This is a genomic window from Aquabacterium sp., assembly GCF_044226965.1.
Lineage (GTDB): Bacteria > Pseudomonadota > Gammaproteobacteria > Burkholderiales > Burkholderiaceae_C > Pseudaquabacterium.
Genome location: NZ_JBGAGA010000017.1, coordinates 77,216 through 98,413 on the forward strand (window position 1 = coordinate 77,216; position 21,198 = coordinate 98,413).

The window sequence follows — 21,198 nt, forward strand, 5'->3', positions numbered from 1 at the left end:
CCCCGTGCTAATGGCGGGGGACACGCTTGCGCCAGGGGCGCTCCTACAGTGCCTTCGCCGATGAGGAATGGCGCCAGAGGGCGCACCCGAAGGCCTTTTCCAACCCTGAAAGTTCCGCATGAAACTGACGCATCTGGTGGCCGCAGGCCTGTTGGCTGCCGCCACCCAAGCTTCGCTCGCTACCGACGTCACCGTCCGACTGCTCCACATCGACCAGTCACCTGCGGTCCAGGCCTTCTTCAACGACGTGGCGCGTCGCTTCGAGGCCACCAAGCCCGGCGTGAAGGTGGAGATCCAGTCGCTGGAGAACGAGTCGTTCAAGAAGAAGGTGACGACGCTGCTGCAGTCCCCGGACCGGCCCAACATCCTGTACAGCTGGGGCGGCGGCGTGCTGCGCGAGCAGGTCAAGGCCGGCGTGCTGCAGGACCTGACGGCGCCGATGAACGCACAGTGGAAGGACCGCTTCCTGCCGGCCGCCGTGCAGGCCTACGACGTCGACGGCAAGATCTACGGTGTGCCGCTGCGCATGTCGCTGGTGGGCTTCTTCTACAACAAGGACCTGTTCGCCAAGGCGGGCGTGGACGCCAGCGCCATCAAGACCTGGGACGACCTGCTCGCCGCCGTGAAGAAGCTGCAGGCCGCAGGCATCACGCCGCTCACGGTGGGCGGCGGCGATAAGTGGCCGCTGTCGCTGTACTGGTCCCATCTGGCGATGCGCACCGGCGGCAAGGCAGGGCTGGATTCGGCCCTGCGCGGCGAAGGAAAGGGCTTCGCCTCCGACCCCTTCGTGCGCAGCGGCGAACTCTTTAAGCAACTCGTCGACCTCAAACCCTTCCAGCCCGGCTTCCTGGGCGCGAACAACGCGCAGGCCTCGGGCCAGTTCGGCGACGGCAAGGCCGCGATGATGCTCACGCTGAACGTGGTCCTGAACGTCATGAAGGACAACGCGGCCGACAAGCAGGGCCTGCCCGACGACAAGATCGGCTGGCTGGCGTTCCCCACGGTGGCCGGCGGAAAGGGTGACCCGGCCGACGTGATGGGCAACCTCAACGGCTGGATCGTCACGAAGGACTCGCCGAAGGAGACGATCGAATTCCTGCGCTTCTTCTCGGAAGCCAGCAACCAGCGCCTCGCGGCGGAGCGCGGGCTGTACATCCCGCCGGTCATCGAAAGCATGGCGGCCGTGAGCCGCCCGCTGCTGCAGCAGACGCTGCAGAGCGTGACCCACGCCAAGGTGGTGCAGGTCAACTTCGACCAGGCGCTGGGACCCTTGGCCGGCGCCGTGGTAAACGACATGGCCGCCAACATCGCCGCCGGAAAGACCAGCCCGGTGGAAGCGGCCAACGCCATCCAGCAGGCCTACCGCCGAGCCGCGTTGAACTGACGCGACCGGCATCCCGGAAGCTTCGCCCGTGACCTCGACAACACCGCAAGCCGCCACCGCGGTGGCCGCCGGCTCCGGGGCCGCGGCGCGGCCGCGTCGCCGCTCGGCGCGCGACGGCGGCAGTGCCGCCGTGCTGTGGCTGTTCCTGCCGCCCGCACTGCTGTTGTTTACGATCTTCGTCGTCGTGCCGATGGGCGAGGCGGTCTGGTACAGCGTCTTCAAGTGGAACGGCTTCGGCAGGCCCACGCAATTCGTGGGCGCACTGAACTTCCGGCTGCTGTTCGAAGACCCGGTGTTCCGCCACGCGCTGTTCAACAACGCGCTGGTCGTCCTCGCAACGCTCTTCGTGCAGCTGCCGCTGGCGCTCGGCCTGGCGATCCTGCTGGTGGACCGCGTGCCGCTGACCACCACGTTCCGTCTCATCTTTTTCCTGCCCTACATCCTGGCCGAGATCGCGGCCGGCCTCATCTGGCGCTTCGTCTACGACGGCGACTACGGCCTGTTCACCAAGCTCTGGGGCTTGTTCGGCGCCGCCAGCCCGTACGTGCTGGCCGACGCGGACGTCGCGATGTACGCGGTGCTCGCGGTCTCGGTGTGGAAGTACTTCGGCTTCTACATGATCCTGTACATCGCCGGCCTGCAGCAGATCGACCGCAGCCTGTACGAGGCTGCGCGCATCGACGGCGCCTCGCGCTGGCAGGTCTTCAGCCGGATAACGCTGCCGCTGCTGGGATCGACCGTGCGGCTGACGATCTTCTTCGCGATTCTGTCGTCGGTCCAGAAGTTCGATCTCGTGATGGCGCTCACCGGCGGTGGGCCCAACGACAGCACCCAGACCATGGTGAGCTTCCTCTACAGCTACGGTCTCACGCGCATGGACATCGGCTTCGGCAGTGCCGTGGGCGTGGTCCTGTTCGTGATCTGCGTGGCGTTTGCCTTCGGCTACAAGCGGACGGTGATGCGCCATGACTGACAGCCACGCTTCCGACGGCGCCGCATCGGCGCGCATGCCGCCGATCCTGCGCTACACGCCGCTGCTGGTGATGGCGTCCATCGTGCTGGTGCCGATGCTGGTCACCGTGCTCGGCGGGTTCAAGACGCTCGGCGAACTGCGCGTCAACCCTTTCGGCCTGCCCGCGCACTGGGAATGGCAGAACTACTGGAACATCCTCTCCGGCGCGCGCTACTGGCAGCTGCTGATGAACTCGCTGATCATCGCCACGCTCACCGTGGTGCTCACGCTCGCCGTGTCGGCCATGGCCGCCTTCGTGTTCGTGCAGGTGCGATTCATCGGCTCGGAGTTCCTGCTGAACTACATCCTGCTGGGGCTGATGTTCCCGGCGGCCACGGCCATCCTGCCGCTGTTCATCAAGATCCGGGACCTGGGCCTGCTCGACACCTACTGGGGCGTGGTGCTTCCGCAGGTGGCCTTCGGGCTGGCCACCAGCATCCTGCTGTTCCGCAACTACTTCAAGCAGTTGCCCGGCGAACTGTACGAGGCGGCGCTGATCGACGGGTGCGGCTACTTCCGCTTCTTCCGCCACGTGACGCTGCCGCTGTCCAGGCCAATCCTGGCCACGGTGGGCGTGATCGTCTTCGTCGGCAGCTGGAACGCCTACCTGCTGCCGCTCGTGGTGTTCAACCGCGACAAGCTCTACACCTGGCCGCTGGGCATCATGGCCTACCAGGGCGAGTACTCCACCGACTGGAACCTGGTGCTGGCGTTCATCGCGCTGACCATCCTGCCGGCGGTGGTCATCTTCTTCTCCGCTCAGAAGCACATCGTCGCCGGCCTGACCTCGGGCTCGGTCAAGGGCTGAGGTCGGCACGCGCGAACGGCAAGGCAGGGAAAACATGGCATCGGTCAGCATCCAGGGCGTGCGCAAGAGCTACGGCGACGTGCACATCATCCGAGGCGTCGACGTCGACATCCGCGACGGCGAATTCGTCACCCTCGTCGGTCCATCGGGGTGCGGCAAGTCGACCCTGCTGCGCATGGTGGCGGGCCTGGAGGACATCAGCGAGGGCCAGATCCACATCGGCCCGAAGGTGGTCAACGACATGCCGCCGAAGGATCGCGACATCGCGATGGTCTTCCAGAGCTATGCGCTGTACCCGCACATGACCGTCCAGGAGAACATGGCGTTCTCGCTGAAGATGAAGGGCGCGCCGCAGGCCGAGATCGCACCCAAGGTGGACCGCGCGGCGCGGATCCTCGACCTCGGGCACCTGCTCGACCGCTACCCGCGCCAGCTCTCCGGCGGCCAGCGTCAGCGCGTGGCGATGGGCCGGGCCATCGTGCGAGATCCTCAAGTGTTCCTGTTCGACGAGCCGCTGTCCAACCTGGACGCGAAGCTGCGTGTGCAGATGCGCACCGAGATCAAGGCCCTGCACCAGCGACTGAAAACCACGGTCATCTACGTCACGCACGATCAGGTCGAGGCGATGACCATGGCCGACAAGATCGTGGTGCTGAACGACGGGGTGGTCCAGCAGGTGGGCTCGCCGCTGGAGGTCTACGACCACCCGGCCAACCAGTTCGTCGCCGGCTTCATCGGCAGCCCGGCGATGAACTTCCTCAAGGGCCGGCTACGGGCCGACGGCCTGGCGCTCGACGAGCGTCACGTGCTGCCCTGTCCCGGCGCGCCGGCGGCCCGCATCGGCGCCGAGCTGGTCTATGGCGTGCGGCCGGAGCACTTCCGCTTCGACGACGCCGGTTTCGAGGCCAAGGTCGAGGTCGTCGAGCCCACCGGCTCCGAGACCCAGGTCATGGCCAGCGCCGCAGGCCAGGCGATCACGGCGGTGTTTCGCGAACGGGTGGGTGCACGGCCCGGCGAGATCATCCGGCTCGCCGTCGACGAAGGCCACGCCCATCTGTTCGATCCGGCCACCGGGCGACCGGTTTGACGGGTCGAGGCATGACCACCACGCGCGTCCAGGTTGCCATCATCGGCGCAGGCCCTACCGGCCTGCTGCTCGGCCAGCTCCTCCACCGGGCCGGCATCGAGGCCGTCATCGTCGAACGCCAGAGCGGCGACTACGTGCTCGGCCGCATCCGCGCCGGTGTCCTCGAGCAGGTCACGGCCGATCTGCTGGACGAGGTCGGCGTCGGCGTCGGCGAGAGCATGCATGCGGAAGGACTCGTCCACGACGGCTTCGAGATGCTGTACGGCGGCGGGCGGCATCGTGTCGACCTGGCGCGCCACACTGGCGGCAAGCACGTCATCGTCTACGGGCAGACCGAGGTCACGCGCGACCTGATGCATGCCAGCGCGGCGGCGGGCCTGCCGACGATCTAGGAGGCGCGCAACGTCGAGGTCCACGCCTTCGACACGAACGCCCCCTACGTGACTTTCGAGCGCGGCGGCCAGGTGCATCGCATCGATGCCGACTTCATTGTCGGCTGCGACGGCTTTCACGGGGTGTGCCGCGCCAGCGTCCCGCGCGGCGCCATCACCGAGTACGAGAAGGTCTATTCGTTCGGCTGGCTGGGCCAGCTGGCCGACACGCGGCCGGGGATGCGGGGCACATCGTGCCGCCCACCGGAGCAAAGGGCCTGAACCTCGCGGCGACGGACGTGAAGTACCTCGCGTCGGCGTTCGTGGAGTTCTATCGGGAGCGCAGCGAGGCCGGCATCGACCACTACTCCCGCCGCGCGCTCGCCGGCATCTGGCGCGCTGAGCGCTTCTCGTGGTGGTTCACCTCGCTCATGCACCGATTCACTGACGACGGCCCGATCGCCGGCAAACTTCAGTTCGCTGAACTGGAGTACCTGATGCACTCCGGAGCGGGATTGCGGACCGTGGCCGAAAACTACGTCGGACTGCCGCTGGACTTCGGCGAGTGACGCCGCTCTGCCGTGTGGTGGGAATCCCGACCGGTGCATTCCTGCATCGCCCGGTCGGGAAGGACTGCGATCAGAAGCCGGCCTTGATGCCCAGGTCGAAGGTCGTCGTGCGGGTGAAGGTCTGCTTCGCCGCGGTCCCGAGGTTGGCGTAGAGGAAGGTCCTCTTGCTCAGGTTGTATTCCGCGCCAGCACCGAACATCTTCGAGTTGTTGTTCGAACCGGTCGGGTCCAGGCTGCCGAACTGCGCATACGCCCGGCCGAAGGACGTCGGCACGATGACGCTCGTCGTCCAGGCCTTGGCGTCGCCGTTGAGGCCACCCTTGACGTTGGTGTACGAGCCCAACAGCTTCACACTGCCGAAATCGTAGGAGCCCGCGCCCATCAGCAGGCGGTTGTTGCTGTCCAGTCCGTCGTAGCCGAAGCCGGCCCAGATCGCCCCCTCGCGGTATTGGACGTTGGCCGACTTGGAGTTCTTGCGCTGGTTCTCACCGAGGCCCGTCGACACTTCTGCGTTCAGGCCACCGAAGGTCGGCGTCTTGTAGCCCACCATGTTGCTCCAGCGGATCGACGACGCGTCGCTGGGCGCCGCCCCGTTCCAGTTCCCCCAGGTGTAGGCGGCGCCCAGCATGCTGACGTAACTCCACAGCGTCGGATCGGCGTTCAGGGCGACCCAGAAGGCCGGCGAATACTCGCGCCCCAGGTAGATTTCGCCGTATCGCGTTCCGCCCAGCGCCACCACGCTGCGACCCGCCCAAAACGCCGACGATGCCGCGGCGCCGGTGTCGGGATTGAAACGGTGCTCGATCTGGAAGCGCGCATAGCTGCCGTCGCCCAGGTCCTCCTTGCCGGTGAAGCCGATGCGCGAGGCGTTGCCCTGCTGCACGCTCCAGACGTTCGCCGGGCCTCGGCCGGGGAGCGACGATCCAGGCGTCGTCCCGTTGTTCGACTTGCTGATGCCCATGTCGACGAAGCCGTAGATGATCACGGTGGACTGTGCCGAGGCTGCGCCGACGAGGCCTGCCTGGAGCGCCAGGGCCATGGCGATGTGGGTGCGGGTGAATCTCAAGCGTGTCTCCTCGATTGATCTGCTTTGAATGAGCGCCTTTGGTCGCATCGGTCGCTGTGCGCGGCGTAGCAGCCAAGTCGCCGGTCGCGGGAGGAGACGTTAGCGAGCGGACCTTCGAGGGTGTGTCCCCTTCGATTAGCACATCGCCCACTCGACGACGCGCGGGGCCGCGCGGTCCCGGCGGGTGTCGATCTCAGGGCGACGGCGGGTCCGCCGGGTCGACGGTATCGACCGGCAATGCGAAGCTCTCGACGCGCGAGGTCTTTCTGCGGTTCAGGAGCAGCCGGTGCACGTCCGGGCGCGAGTAGTGGCCCACCGGATCCATCGCGTTCTTCGCCACGCCGATCATGCCGAGGTCGATCTCTGCCATCAGCAGGCCTTCCTGGTCCTCCGGGATCTTCGCCACGAGAGGGCTGCCGTCCGGCCCGTAGATCACGGCGTGGCCGCCGCCGACGTGCGTCAGCTGGTGCTTGTCGGGCGTGTCGCAGAGCTCGTCGACCATCGCCTGCGAGATCACCGCGCAGGGTGCGATCACGAAGCAGGCCCCCTCGACGGCGTAGACCTTGCTGACCGCGTTGTTGACCTCCCAGCCGAGCGCGTGCGCGAAGGGCTCGTAGGTCGAGAAGCTGGGCCAGCAGGCCACGTGCACCTGCTCGTGCTGCGAGTACATCGCGTACTTGTTCAGCGAGAGCACGTTCTCCCAGCAGCACAGCGCGCCGAGGCGGCCGAGCGGCGTGTCGTGCACCGCGAGGTCGCTGCCGTCGCCTTCGCCGAAGACGGTTCGCTCCGAGTGCGTGGGCCGCAGCTTGCGGCGTGCGGCGATCGTTTCTCCGTCCGGGCCGATGATCCACTGGGCGATGTAGAGCGATCCGCCGCTGCGCTCGGACAGGCCGAGCACCGCGGTGATGCCCGCCTTCCTGACGGCCTGCCGGAGTTTCTCGGCCTGCGGGCTGTCGTAGGCCAGCGAGTTGTCGAAGTAGCGCTGCACGAAGCCGCGCATCACGGCCCAGGCCGGCGCGCCCAGCCAGATGTGCCACGGGTAGCCGGGGATGAAGGTCTCGGGGAAGGCGATCAGCTGGCAGCCCTTGTCGGCCGCTTCCTGGATCAGCGCGATGCACTTGTCGACGGTGCCGTCGAGGTCCAGCCAGACGGGCGCGGCCTGCACCGCAGCGACCTTGTACTTCGGATGGGTGATGCCCATGTCCATGCTCCTCGCGAAGGTTGGAAGGGAAAGCCGTCAGGGCATGCGGCGCCGGACGGCGAACGGATCGCAATCGGGAAAGCGGCGCTGCACCAGGCTCCAGGCACCGCCGGGTGCGGCAACCATCGTCACGATCGCCAGCAGGCCGAGCGCGACGAAGTACCAGGCACCGAAACCGGAGGCGGACTCGCGCAACGCGAAGAACACCAGCGTTCCGAGAACCGGACCTTCGATGCGGCCGATTCCGCCGAGGACCGCGATGAAGATCGCCATCGCGGTCCAGCCCAGGCCGAAGCTCGCATCGGGCGAAACCTGCAGCGTGTTCATGTACGCGACGGCGCCGGCCAGTCCGGTGAGGGCGGCAGCGATCACCCACAGCGCGAGCTTCGCGCGCTGCACCGGCACGCCGCTCGCACGGGCGGCGTCCTCGCCGTCTCGCACGCTGGCCAGCGCGAGGCCGAGCCGGCTGCGCAGCAGCGTGCGTGCCGCGACGAGCGCGATCACGCCCGTCGCGAGCGCGGCCCAGTAGACGCCGCTGTTGCGCTGCGCCCGTGTGAACTCGCGCAGCGTCTCCAGCGGCAGGCCGCCACCGGCGCCGAGCGATTCGGTGTTGAGCGCCGCGATGCGCACCAGTTCTGCCAGCACCCAGGTGCCCACCGCGAAGTGCGCCCCGGAGAGCCGGAACATCGGCCACGCCGTCAGCAGCGCGAACAGCGCGGCGGCGGCGGCGGACAGCGGCAGCGTCCACCACGGGTTCAGGCCGAGCGCGTTCGAGACGACGAACAGCGCATACGCGCCGACGCCGACGAACACGTGCTGGCCGACGACCACGAGGCCCCCGAAGCCCGCCAGAAGGTTCCACGCGGTCGCGATCGCGAAGACCGTGAACACCTCGACCATGAGCCGCTGCGTGGCGAATCCGGTCCAGGCGGGCAGGGCGGCCAGGGCAGCCACGATGACGGCGGCCAGCAGCCAGCCGGCGTGGCGCGGCAGTCGCTGCACGCCGGAGAGCGAGGGAGCGGAAGCGGAGGTGGATGTCATGGATCGCTCAGTGCCGTGCCGCGCCGAACAGCCCCTGGGGCCGCACGAGCAGCGCGACGAGAAAGACGAGGTGCCCGAAGAACGGCCCCAGCCCGGTGTTGATCTGGGTGCCGAGCACCTGCGCCAGGCCGATCACCAGTCCGCCGGCGAAGCTGCCCCACAGGCTGCCGAGCCCGCCGAGCACCACCGCCTCGAAGGCGAACAGCAGTCGGTCCGGGCCCGCCGAGGGCGCAAAGGGCGTGCGGATGCCGTACAGCACCGCGGCGAGCCCCGTCACCGCCATCACGAAGCCGGCCATCAGTGCGAAGAGGCGCTTGTCGTCCACGCCGGCCAGCCGCGCGGTGGCGGGGTCGTCGGCCACGGCCCGCGCCTGGCGGCCGAGGTGGGTGCGCGCCACGATCAGGTGCGTGATCGCGTAGAGCGACACGCTCACCGCGGCGATCAGCAGCGGCAGCGCACCGACGGAGATATCGCCAAGGTGCAGACCCTGCAGCGCGAGATCGCCGGTGGGCAGGCTGCGCGTGTTCGCGGTGAAGACCTCCAGCAGCACGTTCTGGATCACCACCGACAGTCCGAAGGTGACCAGCAGCGGCGACAGCTCGTGCGCGCCGACCACGCGATTCAGCAGACCGGCCTGCAGCGCCCAGCCGATCGCGAACATCGCGGGCAGCACGACGACGATCGTCGCGAGCGCCGGCCAGCCGGTGGCCGACATCGTCGCGCCGGCCAGGTAGGCACCGAGCACGATGAAGTCGCCGTGCGCGAGATTGATCATCTTCATCACGCCCAGGCTCAGGCTGAGCCCGAGCGCGAACAGTGCGTACAGCGAGCCGATCATCAGGCCGGCGATCAGCAGTTCGACGAATGCGGCCACGGTCAGACTCCGAAATACGCCTGCGCGACCGCATGCCGGTCGGCGCTGGCGGAAATGCCTTCGAGCACGACACGACCCTTCTGGATGCAGACGTATCGGTCCGACTCCGCGAGCGCGCGGCGCACGTTCTGCTCGACGAGCACGATGGCCATGCCGTCGCGCCGTGCCAGGGCGAGCAGCTGGTACACCTCCTCGACGACGAGCGGCGACAGGCCAAGCGACACCTCGTCGCACAGCAGGTACTGCGGGTTGCAGACCAGTGCGCGGGCGATCGCGACGAGTTGCTGCTGCCCGCCGGACAGCGCCGTTGCCGGGCGTGCCAGCAGCGGTCGCAGCGCGGGAAAAGACTCGAGCACGCGCTCGACGGTCCACGCGCCCGGACGGCCGTTGCGCGCGGCCAGCTGCAGGTTCTCGTGCACCGTGAGGCTCGGGAACAGGCGCCGGCCCTCGGGCACGAGCGCGACGCCGCGCGCCAGCTGCTCGCGCTCGCTGGCGCCGCCGACGGGATCGCCGTCGAGCCGGATGCTGTCCCGCCGCACCTTCAGCGCACCGGCCATCGCCCGCAGCAGCGTCGTCTTGCCGGCGCCGTTGGAGCCGATCAGCGAGACCGTCTCGCCCGGCGCGACCGACAGCGTCACGCCGAACAGCGCCTGGAACAGGCCGTAGTGCGCGTCGAGCGATTCAATGCGCAGCATCGGCGGCCTCCGCTTCCAGGTCGAGCTCCGAGCCAAGGTAGCTTTCGCGCACCTCGCGGCTGTCGATGACGTCGGCGGGCGAACCGTCGGCCAGCATGCGGCCTTCGGTCAGCACGACGAGCCGCTGCACCACCGAGACGAGCGCATGCACGAGGTGCTCGATCCACAGCACCGTCACGCCGCGCGCGTGCACGTCGCGCACCAGGTCGAGCAGCTCGTGCACCTCGGCGTCGGTGAGGCCGCCGCCGACTTCGTCGAGCAGCAGCAGCTCGGGGCCGGTCGCCAGCGCACGCGCCACCTCGAGGCGCTTGCGTTGCAGCAGCCGCAGGCCGGCGGCCGGCGCATCGCCGAGTGCGAGCAGGCCGCAGCGCTGCAGCGCCTCGCGTGCCGCTGCCTGCGCCTGCGTGCCGCGCAGCCCGGCGCCGTAGGTCGCGGCGACGAGCGCGTTCTCGTACACCGTGAGCCCTGCGAAGGGCTGCGGGATTTGGAAGGTGCGCCCGATGCCCGCGCGGCAGCGCTGGTCCGCGCTGAGCGCGGTGACGTCGCGGCCGGCGAGCGTGACGCTGCCGCTGTCGCAGCGCAGGTGCCCGGCGACGAGGCCGAAGGCCGTCGTCTTGCCGGCGCCGTTCGGGCCGATGACACCGACGAATTCACCGCGCGCCACGCGCAGGTCCAGCCCGCGGATCACGGGCGTGGAGCCGTAGGCCTTGTGCACGCCCCGCACCTCGAGCAGCATCATCGGCGTGGCCTCAGGCCAGCAGCTCGAACTTGCGCTGCACCGGGATCTCCGGCGCGGTGCCGTTGTGCGTGACGACGATGTCCAGCCTGCCCTTGTCGTCGATGATCCACTGGCCGCCGACACAGCGGATCTTCGAGACGTTCTTGATGCCGCTGCCCGCGAAGTCCAGCCGACCGATCACCGTCTCCTGCTTCATCGTGCGGATCGCGTCGGCCACCTTCTGCGGATCCTTCGGATTCCCGCTGACCTTCAGCGCGGCGATGCCGGCCTCGACGAGCGCGTGCATCACGCCGATCGGCTGCGTCCACTCCTTCTTCGTCGCGGCGGTGTAGGCCTCGGCCAGCTGGCGCGCCGTCTGGCCGGTCAGGCTGCTCTTGAACGGATAGGCGGGCGACCACCAGATCTCGGTGGACATGCCGTGCGCGCTCTTGCCGAGCGCCTGCACGCCGCCGGGGAACAGCAGCGCCTTGGCGATCGTCATCACCTTCGGGCGGTAGCCCATCTGCGCGGACTGCTTGACGAAGCTGGCCCACTGCGGCGGCGCGAACAGGCCGGTGACGATCTCGGACTTCTCCTTCTTGAAGGCCTGGATTTGCGCGGAGAAGTCGTCGGCATCGGCGGAGAACTTGCCGATGTCGACGATCTTGTAGCCGGCCTTGGCGAAGATGGCCGGCAGGCCCAACTTGGGGTCACCGAAGGCGTTGCCGGGCAGCGTGTTCTCGAAGGCGGCGCCGATGACCTTCGGCACCTTCAGGTCCTTCCACATGTCGAGGTAGACCGCGGCGATGTCCTCGATGCCCCAGAAGAAGTGGAAGACGTTCTTGAAGCCCTTGGCCGGGTCGCCCTTCATCGGGAACAGCCACGCCTGCCACGGCGTCATCGTGGTGATGCACGGGATGCCGTTGGTCTCGCATTGCTGCGCGATGTTCGGACTGATGGTGGCCTGGCCCAGCATGAGGTCGATGCCGTCCTTGTTGATCAGTTCGGCGGCCAGGTTGGACTGGCGGTCCGGGTTGCTCTGGTCGTCGCGCGCGATGAACTCGACCTTGTACTTCTTGCCGCTGATCGTCAGCCCGCCGGCCAGCGCCTTGGCGGCGTTGTCCAGGATGAAGGCGTCGGCTTCGGCGAACGGCGCGAAGGGGCCAGTGCGGTGCGTGAGGTAGCCGATCTTGATCGTGCCTTCCGCCGCGAAGGCGCGCGGTACGCCCAGCGAGGTCGCCGCCAGCGCCGCGGTGCCCTTGAGGAAGCGCCGACGCGATGGGTCGTTGGCGGAACCGGATTCGTCTTGGTGCATGTGCCCTCCATTGGTCGATGACCGATGAGGCAGAGCGTAGAAACAGCCGCCGCCCGGCGCTCGGCTGCAGGCGCCGCCGCCCTTGACCGGATCCGGCGCCTCGGCCGGATCCGACATGGACCTCGGCTGGATCCGGCTCGGGCGCAAAGGGATTGACCCAGGGCAGCGACAGCGGCCGTTCCGCTACCCTGTCCATCTCTGCACGGCGCGGGCCTTGCTTGACCCGCTGCCTCTCAGGGAGTACGCCGATGCAACTCGATCCCCATGCGCTGAATCCGTCGCTCCGGCCCGCGGCGTTGTCGCCGCAACGGCAGCTGCTGAGCACCGACAAGATCGCCAACCCCGACCGATTCGCGTACTGGCTCGACATGATCTGTGCGATATACGTGCGGCTCGAGTGCGATCCCCCCGAGGCCGAGGTGTACGGGCACATCGAGTTCAGCCAGCTGGGCGCGCTGCAGCTCACCGAGGTGCACTCGAACGTGCAGTGTGTGCGCCGCACGCCGTCGATGATTCGAGGCGACACGCGGGACGCCTGTCTCGTGATGATCCAGCGCGGCGGCCGCGCCCGCGTGTGCCAGGACGGGCGCGAGGCGATGCTGTCGCCCGGCGACTTCGTGATGTATGAAACAACGCGGCCGTACGAGCTGCATTTCGAGGACCGGCGCCACCAGGTCATCACCGTGTGCCTGCCGCGCAGCGAGTTGCAGCCGCATGTCGTCAACCTCCAGGACCTGACCGCCACCACCGTGCCAGGCACCTGCGCGGCCGGCAACCTGTTGCTGACGATGATCGACACGCTGCGGCGCGATCTCGACCGGCTGCATCCTTCGTCCGCGATCGGTGTCTCCGAAGGCATCACCAGCATCATCGCGGCCGGCCTGCGCAGCCTGCCGGGTGCGAACGTGCAGCGCCCGACTCAGCTGAGCGCCTACCACGTGGCCCGGGTGAAGGCCCACGTGATGGACCACCTGCGCGACCCCGAACTCACGATCGGCAGCATCGCCGCGGCGATGCGGATGTCGGCCGACCACCTCTCGCGGCTGTTTCGCAGCGAGCCTGTGCCGCTCTCCCGCTGGATTTGGCAGCAGCGCCTTGACGCCTGCCGACGCGACCTATGCGATCCGCGGCTGATGCAGCGCGGCATCGGGGACATCGCCTTCTCGTGGGGCTTCAACGACGCGACGCACTTCAGCCGCTCCTTCCGCGAGCAGTTCGGCGTATCGCCGCGTGAGTGGCGCCAGCAGGCCGGCGTCGGACTTCTTACCTCGTAGCAAGTCGCATCAGCCTGAATCGTTCGACATCGCGCGACTCGGCGTCGGGACTCGGCTAGTCGCATTCACCGCCGTCGGACGACGGCGATGTGGTCGAATTCCAAGTTGCCTGGGAAGGCGGAGGCGCCCGCAACTGCCTTGGTGCATGCCGCTGGAGATCGATGCCAGCGCTGGCTCTTTGCTTCCATGCCCATGCCGGCCGGTTTGGACCATTGAACGTCCGATTAGCGGTCTTCTTCGGGACGACCGGTTGTGGCCGTCACTGTGAGTTCGAGGCCGCGCCAGGAAGCTGACTTCCGATGCACCAGCCAGGGCTGGCCAAGGTCAGGTTTCGGCGAGGTCTGCGAACTGGCGCAGCCGGCCACAAGCGGTCCCTCGTGTCGGGGCCTCAATTTGTCCCGCGCATCTTCGACGGATGACAGCTTTCCGGCGAGCTACTCAGACCTCGGGTCGGCTCGACCCGGCCATCAACAGTCACTCGACGCCGCAGCGGTAAGCGGTCCTTCAGAGTGGCTGCCCAGGGGGCACCCTCAGGGTCGCAGCTGGACAAAGCGGTCCTTGCCTTGCGATCGGAGCATCTAAGGTCTGAATCGATACCCGATCCCTGCCTCGGTCAGCAGGTGCTTCGGCATTGATGCGTCGTCCTCGACCTTCTTGCGCAGATTGGCCATGTGCACCCGCACGTAGTGCGTGTCTTCGACATGCCCTGGCCCCCACACGGCCTTCAGCAACTGCTGGTGGGTCACCACACGGTCGGGCTGTGTGGCCAGGTGCGTGAGCAGCCGGTATTCGATCGGCGTCAAATGCAATGGCTCGCCATCGCGCTCCACCACGCGCCGCGCCAGGTCCACCGACGTGCGGCCGAATCGAAGCACGGCCTGCGTCGATGAAGGTGCCAGCGCCTGCCGACGCAGCTGCGCCCGCACGCGCGCCAGCAGCTCGGCGGCACCAAAGGGCTTGACCAGGTAGTCGTCGGCGCCGGCGTCCAGCGCGCCGACCTTGTCGGTCTCGCCACTTCGAGCCGACAGCACGATGACCGGTGCCTGCGACCAGCCCCGCAGGTCGCGAATCAGCTCGACGCCGTCGCCGTCGGGCAGACCGAGGTCCACCACCGCCAAGTCCGGTCGCCGGCTTCCCGCCTCGATCAATCCGCGCTGCAGGGTCGGGGCCTCGAAGACCTCGTGGCCTTCCGACTCCAGCGTCATGCGCACAAAGCGGCGGATGTCTGGTTCGTCTTCGACCACAAGAATGCGGGCACGCAACTCCATGCCGGCATCCTAGACGCCGTCGGCGGCGGCCGTGCTGCCGTCGTCGGCCGGCGGCGAACCGCGTGGCAGCTCGATCGTGAAACGCGCCCCCTCGATGCCCGAAGGGCCCGAGCGGTTTTCTCCGCGGATCGTGCCGCCGTGGGCCTGCACGATGGCTCGCGAGATCGCCAGGCCTAGCCCGACGCCCGGCGTCGCACTTTCCTTGCTGCCGCGCTCGAACTTATCGAACAGGGCCTCCTCGCGCCCCGGCGGCAGGCCGGGTCCATGGTCGTCGACAACGATTGCCACCGACGAGGACGAGGCCGTCGCCCTGACTTCGACCGCGCTGCCGCGCGGGGTGTACTTGGCGGCGTTCTCCAGCAGGTTCACCAGGACCCGCTCGAACAGCACCGCGTCCAGGTGCAGCAGGGGCAGCCCATCGGCCAGCAACACCCTCACAGGTCGCCCCTGAAGGGCGGGGCTGCAGGCAGCCAGTGCGGTACCAACCACCTCCTCCAGCGGCTGCCATTCGCGGCGCATCGGCACCGCGCCGGCTTCGAGGCGGGCCATGTCGAGCAGGTTGCCGACCATCGCATTCATCCGCAGCGCGGACTCGCGGATGGCGCTCGCTACCTCGGCCTGCGCGGACGGCAACGGTGGCGTGGTCATCGTCAGCGTGTCTGCCAGCCCGACCAGCGCCGCCAGCGGCGTGCGCAGATCATGCGAGATCGCCGACAGCAGCGAATTGCGCAATCGCTCCGACTCGATCTGCACGGTGCTTTTCTGCGCCACGTCGATGTAGTGGATGCGCTCCAGCGAGATTGCGAGCAGCGAGGCACAGGTATCCAGAAGTCGCAGCTGGTCGGGCCCGAGCGTGGCGCGTTCGGCGGGTTGAACGGCCAGCACGCCGCGCAGCCGCATCGGCGCCTTCAGAGGCAGCACCAGGCAGTCGCTGGCCGCCAGCGTGTCGGTGCCGAAGCCCGCGGGCTCGCCGCGGTCGAAAGCCCACTGGGCCACCGCATCGTCCACAGCAGCGTTGCCGCCGGGCAGCGGTGCCAGCCGGTCATACTCGTCCGCCGCCAGCAGCGTGGAGCGGGCGTTGAACTCGGCCGCAAGGAACCGTGCGCCGATCTCGGCGACCTGTTCGGGCATCAGTGCCGCAGAGAGGTCGCGCGACATCTCGTACAGGCCGCGCATGCGGTGCTCGCGCTGCGTGGCGGCTTCGGCCTGGACCTTCAGTACGGCGGTGAGCTGGCCGATCGCCAGGGCCACCACGCCCATCACGACGAAGGTGACGAGGTACTGCACATCGCTGACCGCGAAGGAGAAGCGCGGCGGCACGAAGAAGAAGTCGAACAGGCCCACGCCCAGGAAGGCCGCCACCACCGCCGGGCCGCGACCGTAGAACCACCCGACGCCGACCACGGCGAGCAGGAAGATCATCACGATGTTGGTCAGCTCCAGCAGCCCGAGCAGCGGCGTGGCGAGGAGTGCGGTGGCCGCGCAGGCAACGACCGCAGCGGCATAGCCGCGCCACGGAAACTCGCCCGCGATCGGGCGGTCCGTGTTCCCTGCCGCGGCCTGTGCCGGACGATCCCTCGTGGCCGCAGGGAGCGCGACCTGCACGACGTCGAGGTCGTCGGCCAAAGCAGCGATACGGTCGGCGGCGGAATGCTGCCACGGCCATCGGCGCTCCGTGCGCCCGATGACCAGCCGGGCCAGGTTGTGTTCGCGTGCGTAGCGCACGAGCGCCGTCGCGGCCTCGGGCGCCGAAGGGGTCGCGACCGTGGCGCCCAGCTCCTGGGCCAGTTTCAGCACCCGCAGCGCCTGCTCGCGCCGCGCGGGTGGCAGCCGGTGCATCGCCGGCGTCTCGACATGCACCGCGTGCCACGGCACGTCGAGCTGGGCGGCCAGCCTTGCACAGGCCCGGACCACCTTCTCACTGCTGTCGCCCGCGCCGATGCAGGCCAACAACGCTTCGCGGTTGGGCCACACCGTCTGCACCGAACTGCGGCGCCGCCACGCCTGCATCTCGTCGTCGACACGGTCGGCCGTGCGGCGCAGCGCCAGTTCGCGCAGCGCCAGCAGATTGCCCTTGCGAAAGTAGTTGGCCGCGGCCTTCTCGGCCTGCTGCGGCAGGTACACCTTGCCAGCCTTGAGCCGCGCCAGCAGCTCGTCGGGCGGCAGGTCGACCACCACCACCTCGTCGGCCTCGTCGAACAGCCGGTCGGGCACCGTTTCCCAGACCCGGATGCCGGTGATGCCACTGACGATGTCGTTCAGGCTCTCCAGGTGCTGCACGTTCATCGTCGACCAGACGTCGACGCCCGCGGCCAGCAGTTCCTCCAGGTCCTGCCAGCGCTTGGGGTGACGAGAGCCCGGGGCGTTGCTGTGCGCCAGTTCGTCGAGCAACACCAGCGGGTCGGGCTGCGTCTTCGCCCAGGCGAGCGCAGCGTCGAGGTCGAACTCCTGCAGCGTGCGGTCGCGGTAGGGCACGGCCTTCAGCGGCAGACGCGGCAGGTCGCGTGCCATCGCCTCGGTCTCGCTGCGACCGTGGGTCTCGACGAGGCCGACCACCAGCGCCGCGCTCTGAGCCTTCGCGGCCTTTGCGGCGGCGAGCATGGCGTAGGTCTTGCCGACGCCGGCCGACGCGCCGAAGAAGATCTTGAGCCGCCCTCGCCGCGCCCGCGCCTCGTCCTGTTGCACTTGCTGCAGCAGGCGGTCGGGGTCGGGGCGTTCAGGCTCGTTCATCGCCGCATGCGACATGCATCAGCCGTGATCGGGGCCATGCATGTTCCCATGACGGTGATCGTGTGAGGTCCGTGGCTTCGACGGCCGCCCCAACAGCCACCCGGCGAAGACCATCGGCAGCACGACGGTGGCGAGTGCGCCGAGCACGGCCCATAAGTCGTTCACGGGTCAGCGTGCGGCATCAAGTGCCAGGTTCAGGCGCAGCACGTTGACGCGCGGGTCGCCGATGAAGCCCTGCAGCGGCTGCTCGGTGTGCTGCTCCACCAGCGCGCGCACGCGTTCGACGGTCACGCCGCGCACGCGGGCGACCCGGTTGACCTGGTAGTCGGCCGCGGCGCGGCTGATGTGCGGGTCCAGGCCGCTGGCGGAAGCCGTGACCAGATCCACGGGCACGGGCGCGGTGTTGCCCGGATCGGCGGTGCGCAAGGCTTCGAGGCGGCCCTTCACGGCATCGGCCAGCGCCGGGTTGCTTGGCCCCTGGTTGGAGCCCGCGGAATTCGCGGCGTTATACGGCATCGGCGACGTGGCCGACGGCCGACTCCAGAAGTGCTTCGGGTCGGTGAACGACTGGCCGATCAGTTCGGAGCCGATGGTCTTGCCGTCGCGCACGATCAGGCTGCCGTTGGCAGCGCCGGGGACGGCCACCTGGGCGATGCCGGTGACGGCCAGCGGGTAGGCCAGCCCGGTGACGATCGACAGCGCCACGAAGAGCGTGAGCGCCGGGCGAAGTTGAAGGTTCATGGTGTCCTCGTGGAAGGGTTCAGGCTAGGCGCAGCGCCACCAGCCCGAGGTCGATGAGCTTGATGCCGATGAAGGGCACGATCACGCCGCCCAGGCCGTAGATGAGCAGGTTGCGACGCAGCAGTGCGGCGGCGCCGACGGCGCGGTAGGCCACCCCCTTCAGCGCCAGCGGGATCAGCACGACGATGATCAGCGCGTTGAAGATCACCGCGGACAGGATGGCTGAGCTCGGGCTGGCGAGCCCCATCACGTTCAGCGCACCGAGCTGCGGGTAGGTCGCGACGAAGGCCGCCGGGATGATGGCGAAGTACTTCGCCACGTCGTTGGCGATGCTGAAGGTGGTGAGCGAGCCACGCGTCATCAGCATCTGCTTGCCAGTCTCGACGATCTCGATCAGCTTGGTCGGGTTGCTGTCGAGGTCGACCATGTTGCCGGCTTCCTTGGCGGCCTGGGTGCCGGTGTTCATCGCCACCGCCACGTCGGCCTGGGCAAGCGCCGGCGCGTCGTTGGTGCCGTCGCCAGTCATCGCCACCAGCCGGCCGGCGGCCTGGTGCTCGCGGATCAGCTTTAGCTTGGCCTCCGGCGTGGCCTCGGCCAGGAAGTCGTCGACACCGGCCTCGGCGGCGATGGCAGCGGCGGTGAGCCGGTTGTCGCCCGTGACCATCACCGTCTTGATGCCCATGCGGCGCAGTTCGGCGAAGCGCTCCTTGATGCCGCCCTTCACGATGTCCTTCAGCTCGACGACGCCGAGGACGCGGGTGCCGTCGGCCACCACCAGCGGTGTGCTGCCGCGACGGGCCACGTCGTCCACCGCCGTTTGGAGCGCCGCGGGAAAGCTGCCGCCGAGCGATTCAACGTGCTTGCGGATCCCGTCGGCTGCGCCCTTACGGAGTTGCCGCGGCCGGCCGTCGGCGCCTGGGAGATCAGCGCCGCTCATGCGGGTCTGGGCCGTGAAGTGCACGAACGTGGCGCCCAAGGCGGCCACGTCGCGCTCGCGCAGCTGGAACTTCTGCTTGGCCAGCACGACGATGCTGCGCCCCTCGGGCGTCTCGTCGGCGAGCGACGCGAGCTGCGCCGCATCGGCCAGTTCGGACTCCTTCACACCGGCGGCGGGGATGAATGCGCTGGCCTGGCGGTTGCCGAGCGTGATGGTGCCGGTCTTGTCGAGCAGCAGCACGTCGACGTCGCCGGCGGCCTCCACCGCGCGGCCCGAGGTCGCGATCACGTTGGCCTGCATCATGCGGCTCATGCCGGCGACGCCGATCGCGCTGAGCAGCCCGGCGATCGTCGTCGGGATCAGGCAGACCAGCAGCGCCACCAGGATCACCAGGCTCACCGGCCGGCCCGCGCCGGCTGCCTGTACGCCGAAGGCCGAGAACGGCAGCAGCGTGACCACGACACCGAGGAAAACGATCGTCAGCGCCACCAGCAGGATGGTCAGCGCGATCTCGTTGGGCGTCTTCTGGCGCTTGGCGTTCTCGACCATCGCGATCATGCGGTCGACGAAGGTCTCGCCCGGGTTGACGGCTACGCGCACGACGATCCAGTCCGACAGCACACGCGTGCCGCCGGTGACAGCCGAGAAGTCGCCGCCGGACTCTCGGATGACCGGTGCTGACTCGCCGGTGATCGCGCTCTCGTCGACCGAGGCCACGCCGTCGATCACCTCGCCGTCGGCAGGGATGGTGTCGCCAGCTTCGATCAGCACGATGTCGCCCTTGCGCAGGCTGTCGGCCTCCAGCGGGTGCCACTTCATAGACGTTCGCGGCTCGCCGCGGGCATAGGCACCCTCGAGCTTCTTGGCCCAGGTCTGCTTCTTCAGCCCACGCAGCGACGCGGCCTGCGCCTTGCTGCGGCCTTCGGCCAGCGCTTCGGCGAAGTTGGCGAACAGCACGGTGAACCACAGCCACACGGCCACACCGATGGTGAACACGTCGGGCTTCGCGGCGGCCAGTGCGGTGGTGAAGGCGCTGCCGACGTAGACGACGAACATCACCGGGTTGCGCCACTGCACGCGGGGGTCGAGCTTGCGGAAGGCGTCGGCGACTGCCGGCTTCATCAGCGCCGGGTCGAACAGGGTCAGGGTCTGGCGGGTCATGTCGATCCCCTCACTTCGCAGACAGCATCAGGTGCTCGACCACCGGCCCCAGGGCCAGCGCCGGCACGTAGTTCAGGAGCCCCACCAGCCCCACCGTACCGATCAGCAGCACGATGAAGAGCGGGCCGTGAGTCGGCAGCGTACCGCCGGTCACCTCCAGCCGCTTCTTCGCAGCCAGCGAGCCGGCGATGGCCAGCACCGGAACGATCACGCCGAAGCGGCCGAACCACATCGCCACCGCGAGCAGCGTGTTGTAGAAGGGCGTGTTGGCCGACAGCCCCGCGAAGGCACTGCCGTTGTTGTTGGCCGCCGAGGACAGCGCGTAGAGGATCTCGCTGAAGCCGTGCGGCCCGGGGTTCGCGATGCCTGCGCGGCCGGCCTCAGTGAGCACGGCCACTGCCGTACCGAGCAGGACGAGCAGCGGCGTGACGAGGATGGCGATCGAGACCATCTTCATCTCGTGCGCCTCGATCTTCTTGCCCAGATACTCGGGTGTGCGGCCGATCATCAGCCCGGCGATGAAGACGGCCAGGATGGCGAACACGAGCATGCCGTAGAGGCCGGAGCCAACCCCGCCGAAGATCACCTCGCCGAGCTGGATCATCACCAGCGGCACGGCACCACCCAGCGGCATGAAGCTGTCGTGCATCGAGTTCACCGCGCCGCAGCTGGCGGCGGTGGTGATCGTGGCGAAGAGCGCAGAGGCGTTGATGCCGAAGCGCACCTCCTTGCCTTCCATGTTGCCGCCGGACGGGTCGACGCCCAGTGCCGTCAGGGCCGGGTTGGGCTGCTGCTCGGAGACGGTCGCCGCAGCCACGGCGACCACGAACACCAGCGTCATCGCCGCCAGGATTGCCCAGCCTTGGCGCAGGTCGCCCACCATGCGGCCGAACACGAAGCACAGCGCCGCCGGAATCAGGAAGATCGACAGCATCTGCAGGAAGTT

17 protein-coding genes and 1 pseudogene are annotated in these 21,198 nt (G+C 68.4%); 6 read left to right on the plus strand and 12 right to left on the minus strand.

Features of this window, described 5'->3' with window-relative positions:
• The first annotated feature begins 118 nt into the window (after window positions 1–118).
• The 5 genes and pseudogenes from ACILR4_RS10375 to ACILR4_RS10395 all read left to right on the plus strand — a co-directional run bounded on the left by ACILR4_RS10375 (window position 119) and on the right by ACILR4_RS10395 (window position 5,231).
• Complete coding sequence (locus ACILR4_RS10375; protein WP_395700772.1) at window positions 119–1,384, plus strand: ABC transporter substrate-binding protein; 1,266 nt, start codon at window positions 119–121, stop codon at window positions 1,382–1,384.
• A 28-nt stretch (window positions 1,385–1,412) separates the two neighbouring features.
• Complete coding sequence (locus tag ACILR4_RS10380) at window positions 1,413–2,357, plus strand: carbohydrate ABC transporter permease (protein ID WP_395700773.1); 945 nt, start codon at window positions 1,413–1,415, stop codon at window positions 2,355–2,357.
• Window positions 2,350–3,204, plus strand: a complete 855-nt coding sequence (locus ACILR4_RS10385; RefSeq protein WP_395700774.1) for a carbohydrate ABC transporter permease — start codon at window positions 2,350–2,352, stop codon at window positions 3,202–3,204. The genes ACILR4_RS10380 and ACILR4_RS10385 overlap by 8 nt, the downstream gene beginning before the upstream one ends.
• Before the next feature lie 34 nt (window positions 3,205–3,238).
• Window positions 3,239–4,291, plus strand: a complete 1,053-nt coding sequence (locus ACILR4_RS10390) for an ABC transporter ATP-binding protein (protein WP_395700775.1) — start codon at window positions 3,239–3,241, stop codon at window positions 4,289–4,291.
• Window positions 4,292–4,302: 11 nt separating this feature from the next.
• Window positions 4,303–5,231 (plus strand): annotated as a pseudogene (locus ACILR4_RS10395) (FAD-dependent monooxygenase).
• A 70-nt stretch (window positions 5,232–5,301) separates the two neighbouring features.
• Here ACILR4_RS10395 and ACILR4_RS10400 read toward each other — a convergent pair.
• The 7 genes from ACILR4_RS10400 to ACILR4_RS10430 all read right to left on the minus strand — a co-directional run bounded on the left by ACILR4_RS10400 (window position 5,302) and on the right by ACILR4_RS10430 (window position 12,141).
• Window positions 5,302–6,297 (minus strand): porin, encoded by a 996-nt coding sequence (locus ACILR4_RS10400; protein ID WP_395700776.1) that lies wholly within the window; start codon window positions 6,295–6,297, stop codon window positions 5,302–5,304.
• Between the two features lie 193 nt (window positions 6,298–6,490).
• Complete coding sequence (locus tag ACILR4_RS10405; RefSeq protein WP_395700777.1) at window positions 6,491–7,498, minus strand: carbon-nitrogen hydrolase family protein; 1,008 nt, start codon at window positions 7,496–7,498, stop codon at window positions 6,491–6,493.
• 36 nt (window positions 7,499–7,534) lie between these two features.
• Window positions 7,535–8,539, minus strand: a complete 1,005-nt coding sequence (locus ACILR4_RS10410; protein WP_395700778.1) for a branched-chain amino acid ABC transporter permease — start codon at window positions 8,537–8,539, stop codon at window positions 7,535–7,537.
• Window positions 8,540–8,546: 7 nt separating this feature from the next.
• Entirely contained in the window at window positions 8,547–9,413 is an 867-nt protein-coding gene (locus ACILR4_RS10415) for a branched-chain amino acid ABC transporter permease (protein ID WP_395700779.1), read from the minus strand.
• Window positions 9,414–9,415: 2 nt separating this feature from the next.
• Window positions 9,416–10,108, minus strand: a complete 693-nt coding sequence (locus ACILR4_RS10420) for an ABC transporter ATP-binding protein (RefSeq protein WP_395700780.1) — start codon at window positions 10,106–10,108, stop codon at window positions 9,416–9,418.
• The gene (locus tag ACILR4_RS10425) at window positions 10,095–10,847 is read right to left on the minus strand and encodes an ABC transporter ATP-binding protein (protein ID WP_395700781.1); all 753 of its coding nucleotides are present in this window, start codon (window positions 10,845–10,847) and stop codon (window positions 10,095–10,097) included. Before ACILR4_RS10425 ends, ACILR4_RS10420 begins: the two co-directional genes overlap by 14 nt.
• A 10-nt stretch (window positions 10,848–10,857) precedes the next feature.
• Complete coding sequence (locus ACILR4_RS10430; RefSeq protein ID WP_395700782.1) at window positions 10,858–12,141, minus strand: ABC transporter substrate-binding protein; 1,284 nt, start codon at window positions 12,139–12,141, stop codon at window positions 10,858–10,860.
• Between the two features lie 218 nt (window positions 12,142–12,359).
• Here ACILR4_RS10430 and ACILR4_RS10435 point away from each other — a divergent pair, with 218 nt between their 5' ends.
• Entirely contained in the window at window positions 12,360–13,415 is a 1,056-nt protein-coding gene (locus ACILR4_RS10435; RefSeq protein WP_395700783.1) for a helix-turn-helix domain-containing protein, read from the plus strand.
• Window positions 13,416–13,993: 578 nt separating this feature from the next.
• On the opposite strand, the gene ACILR4_RS10440 is transcribed toward ACILR4_RS10435, so the two are convergent.
• From ACILR4_RS10440 to kdpA, 5 genes are all read right to left on the minus strand, one after another.
• Entirely contained in the window at window positions 13,994–14,683 is a 690-nt protein-coding gene (locus ACILR4_RS10440; RefSeq protein ID WP_395700784.1) for a response regulator, read from the minus strand.
• Window positions 14,684–14,692: 9 nt separating this feature from the next.
• Complete coding sequence (locus ACILR4_RS10445) at window positions 14,693–17,413, minus strand: DUF4118 domain-containing protein (protein ID WP_395700785.1); 2,721 nt, start codon at window positions 17,411–17,413, stop codon at window positions 14,693–14,695.
• Window positions 17,414–17,581: 168 nt separating this feature from the next.
• A complete protein-coding gene (kdpC, locus tag ACILR4_RS10450; protein WP_395700786.1) occupies window positions 17,582–18,154 on the minus strand; it encodes a potassium-transporting ATPase subunit KdpC in 573 nt (190 codons plus the stop codon).
• A gap of 19 nt (window positions 18,155–18,173) precedes the next feature.
• Window positions 18,174–20,252, minus strand: coding sequence for a potassium-transporting ATPase subunit KdpB (gene kdpB, locus ACILR4_RS10455; protein WP_395700787.1), 2,079 nt, complete (start codon window positions 20,250–20,252; stop codon window positions 18,174–18,176).
• Between the two features lie 10 nt (window positions 20,253–20,262).
• The coding region (gene kdpA, locus ACILR4_RS10460) for a potassium-transporting ATPase subunit KdpA (RefSeq protein ID WP_395700788.1) at window positions 20,263–21,198 on the minus strand (936 nt) is incomplete at its 5' end.

Bases quoted from the DNA above. Each gene is read 5' to 3' on its own strand.
- ACILR4_RS10375 (WP_395700772.1), top strand. From the start codon at position 119: ATGAAACTGACGCATCTGGTGGCCGCAGGCCTGTTGGCTGCCGCCACC.
- ACILR4_RS10385 (WP_395700774.1), top strand. From the start codon at position 2,350: ATGACTGACAGCCACGCTTCCGACGGCGCCGCATCGGCGCGCATGCCG.
- ACILR4_RS10390 (WP_395700775.1), top strand. From the start codon at position 3,239: ATGGCATCGGTCAGCATCCAGGGCGTGCGCAAGAGCTACGGCGACGTG.
- ACILR4_RS10405 (WP_395700777.1), bottom strand. From the start codon at position 7,498: ATGGGCATCACCCATCCGAAGTACAAGGTCGCTGCGGTGCAGGCCGCG.
- ACILR4_RS10410 (WP_395700778.1), bottom strand. From the start codon at position 8,539: ATGACATCCACCTCCGCTTCCGCTCCCTCGCTCTCCGGCGTGCAGCGA.
- ACILR4_RS10420 (WP_395700780.1), bottom strand. From the start codon at position 10,108: ATGCTGCGCATTGAATCGCTCGACGCGCACTACGGCCTGTTCCAGGCG.
- ACILR4_RS10425 (WP_395700781.1), bottom strand. From the start codon at position 10,847: ATGATGCTGCTCGAGGTGCGGGGCGTGCACAAGGCCTACGGCTCCACG.
- ACILR4_RS10430 (WP_395700782.1), bottom strand. From the start codon at position 12,141: ATGCACCAAGACGAATCCGGTTCCGCCAACGACCCATCGCGTCGGCGC.
- ACILR4_RS10440 (WP_395700784.1), bottom strand. From the start codon at position 14,683: ATGGAGTTGCGTGCCCGCATTCTTGTGGTCGAAGACGAACCAGACATC.
- ACILR4_RS10445 (WP_395700785.1), bottom strand. From the start codon at position 17,413: ATGAACGAGCCTGAACGCCCCGACCCCGACCGCCTGCTGCAGCAAGTG.
- kdpC (WP_395700786.1), bottom strand. From the start codon at position 18,154: ATGAACCTTCAACTTCGCCCGGCGCTCACGCTCTTCGTGGCGCTGTCG.
- kdpB (WP_395700787.1), bottom strand. From the start codon at position 20,252: ATGACCCGCCAGACCCTGACCCTGTTCGACCCGGCGCTGATGAAGCCG.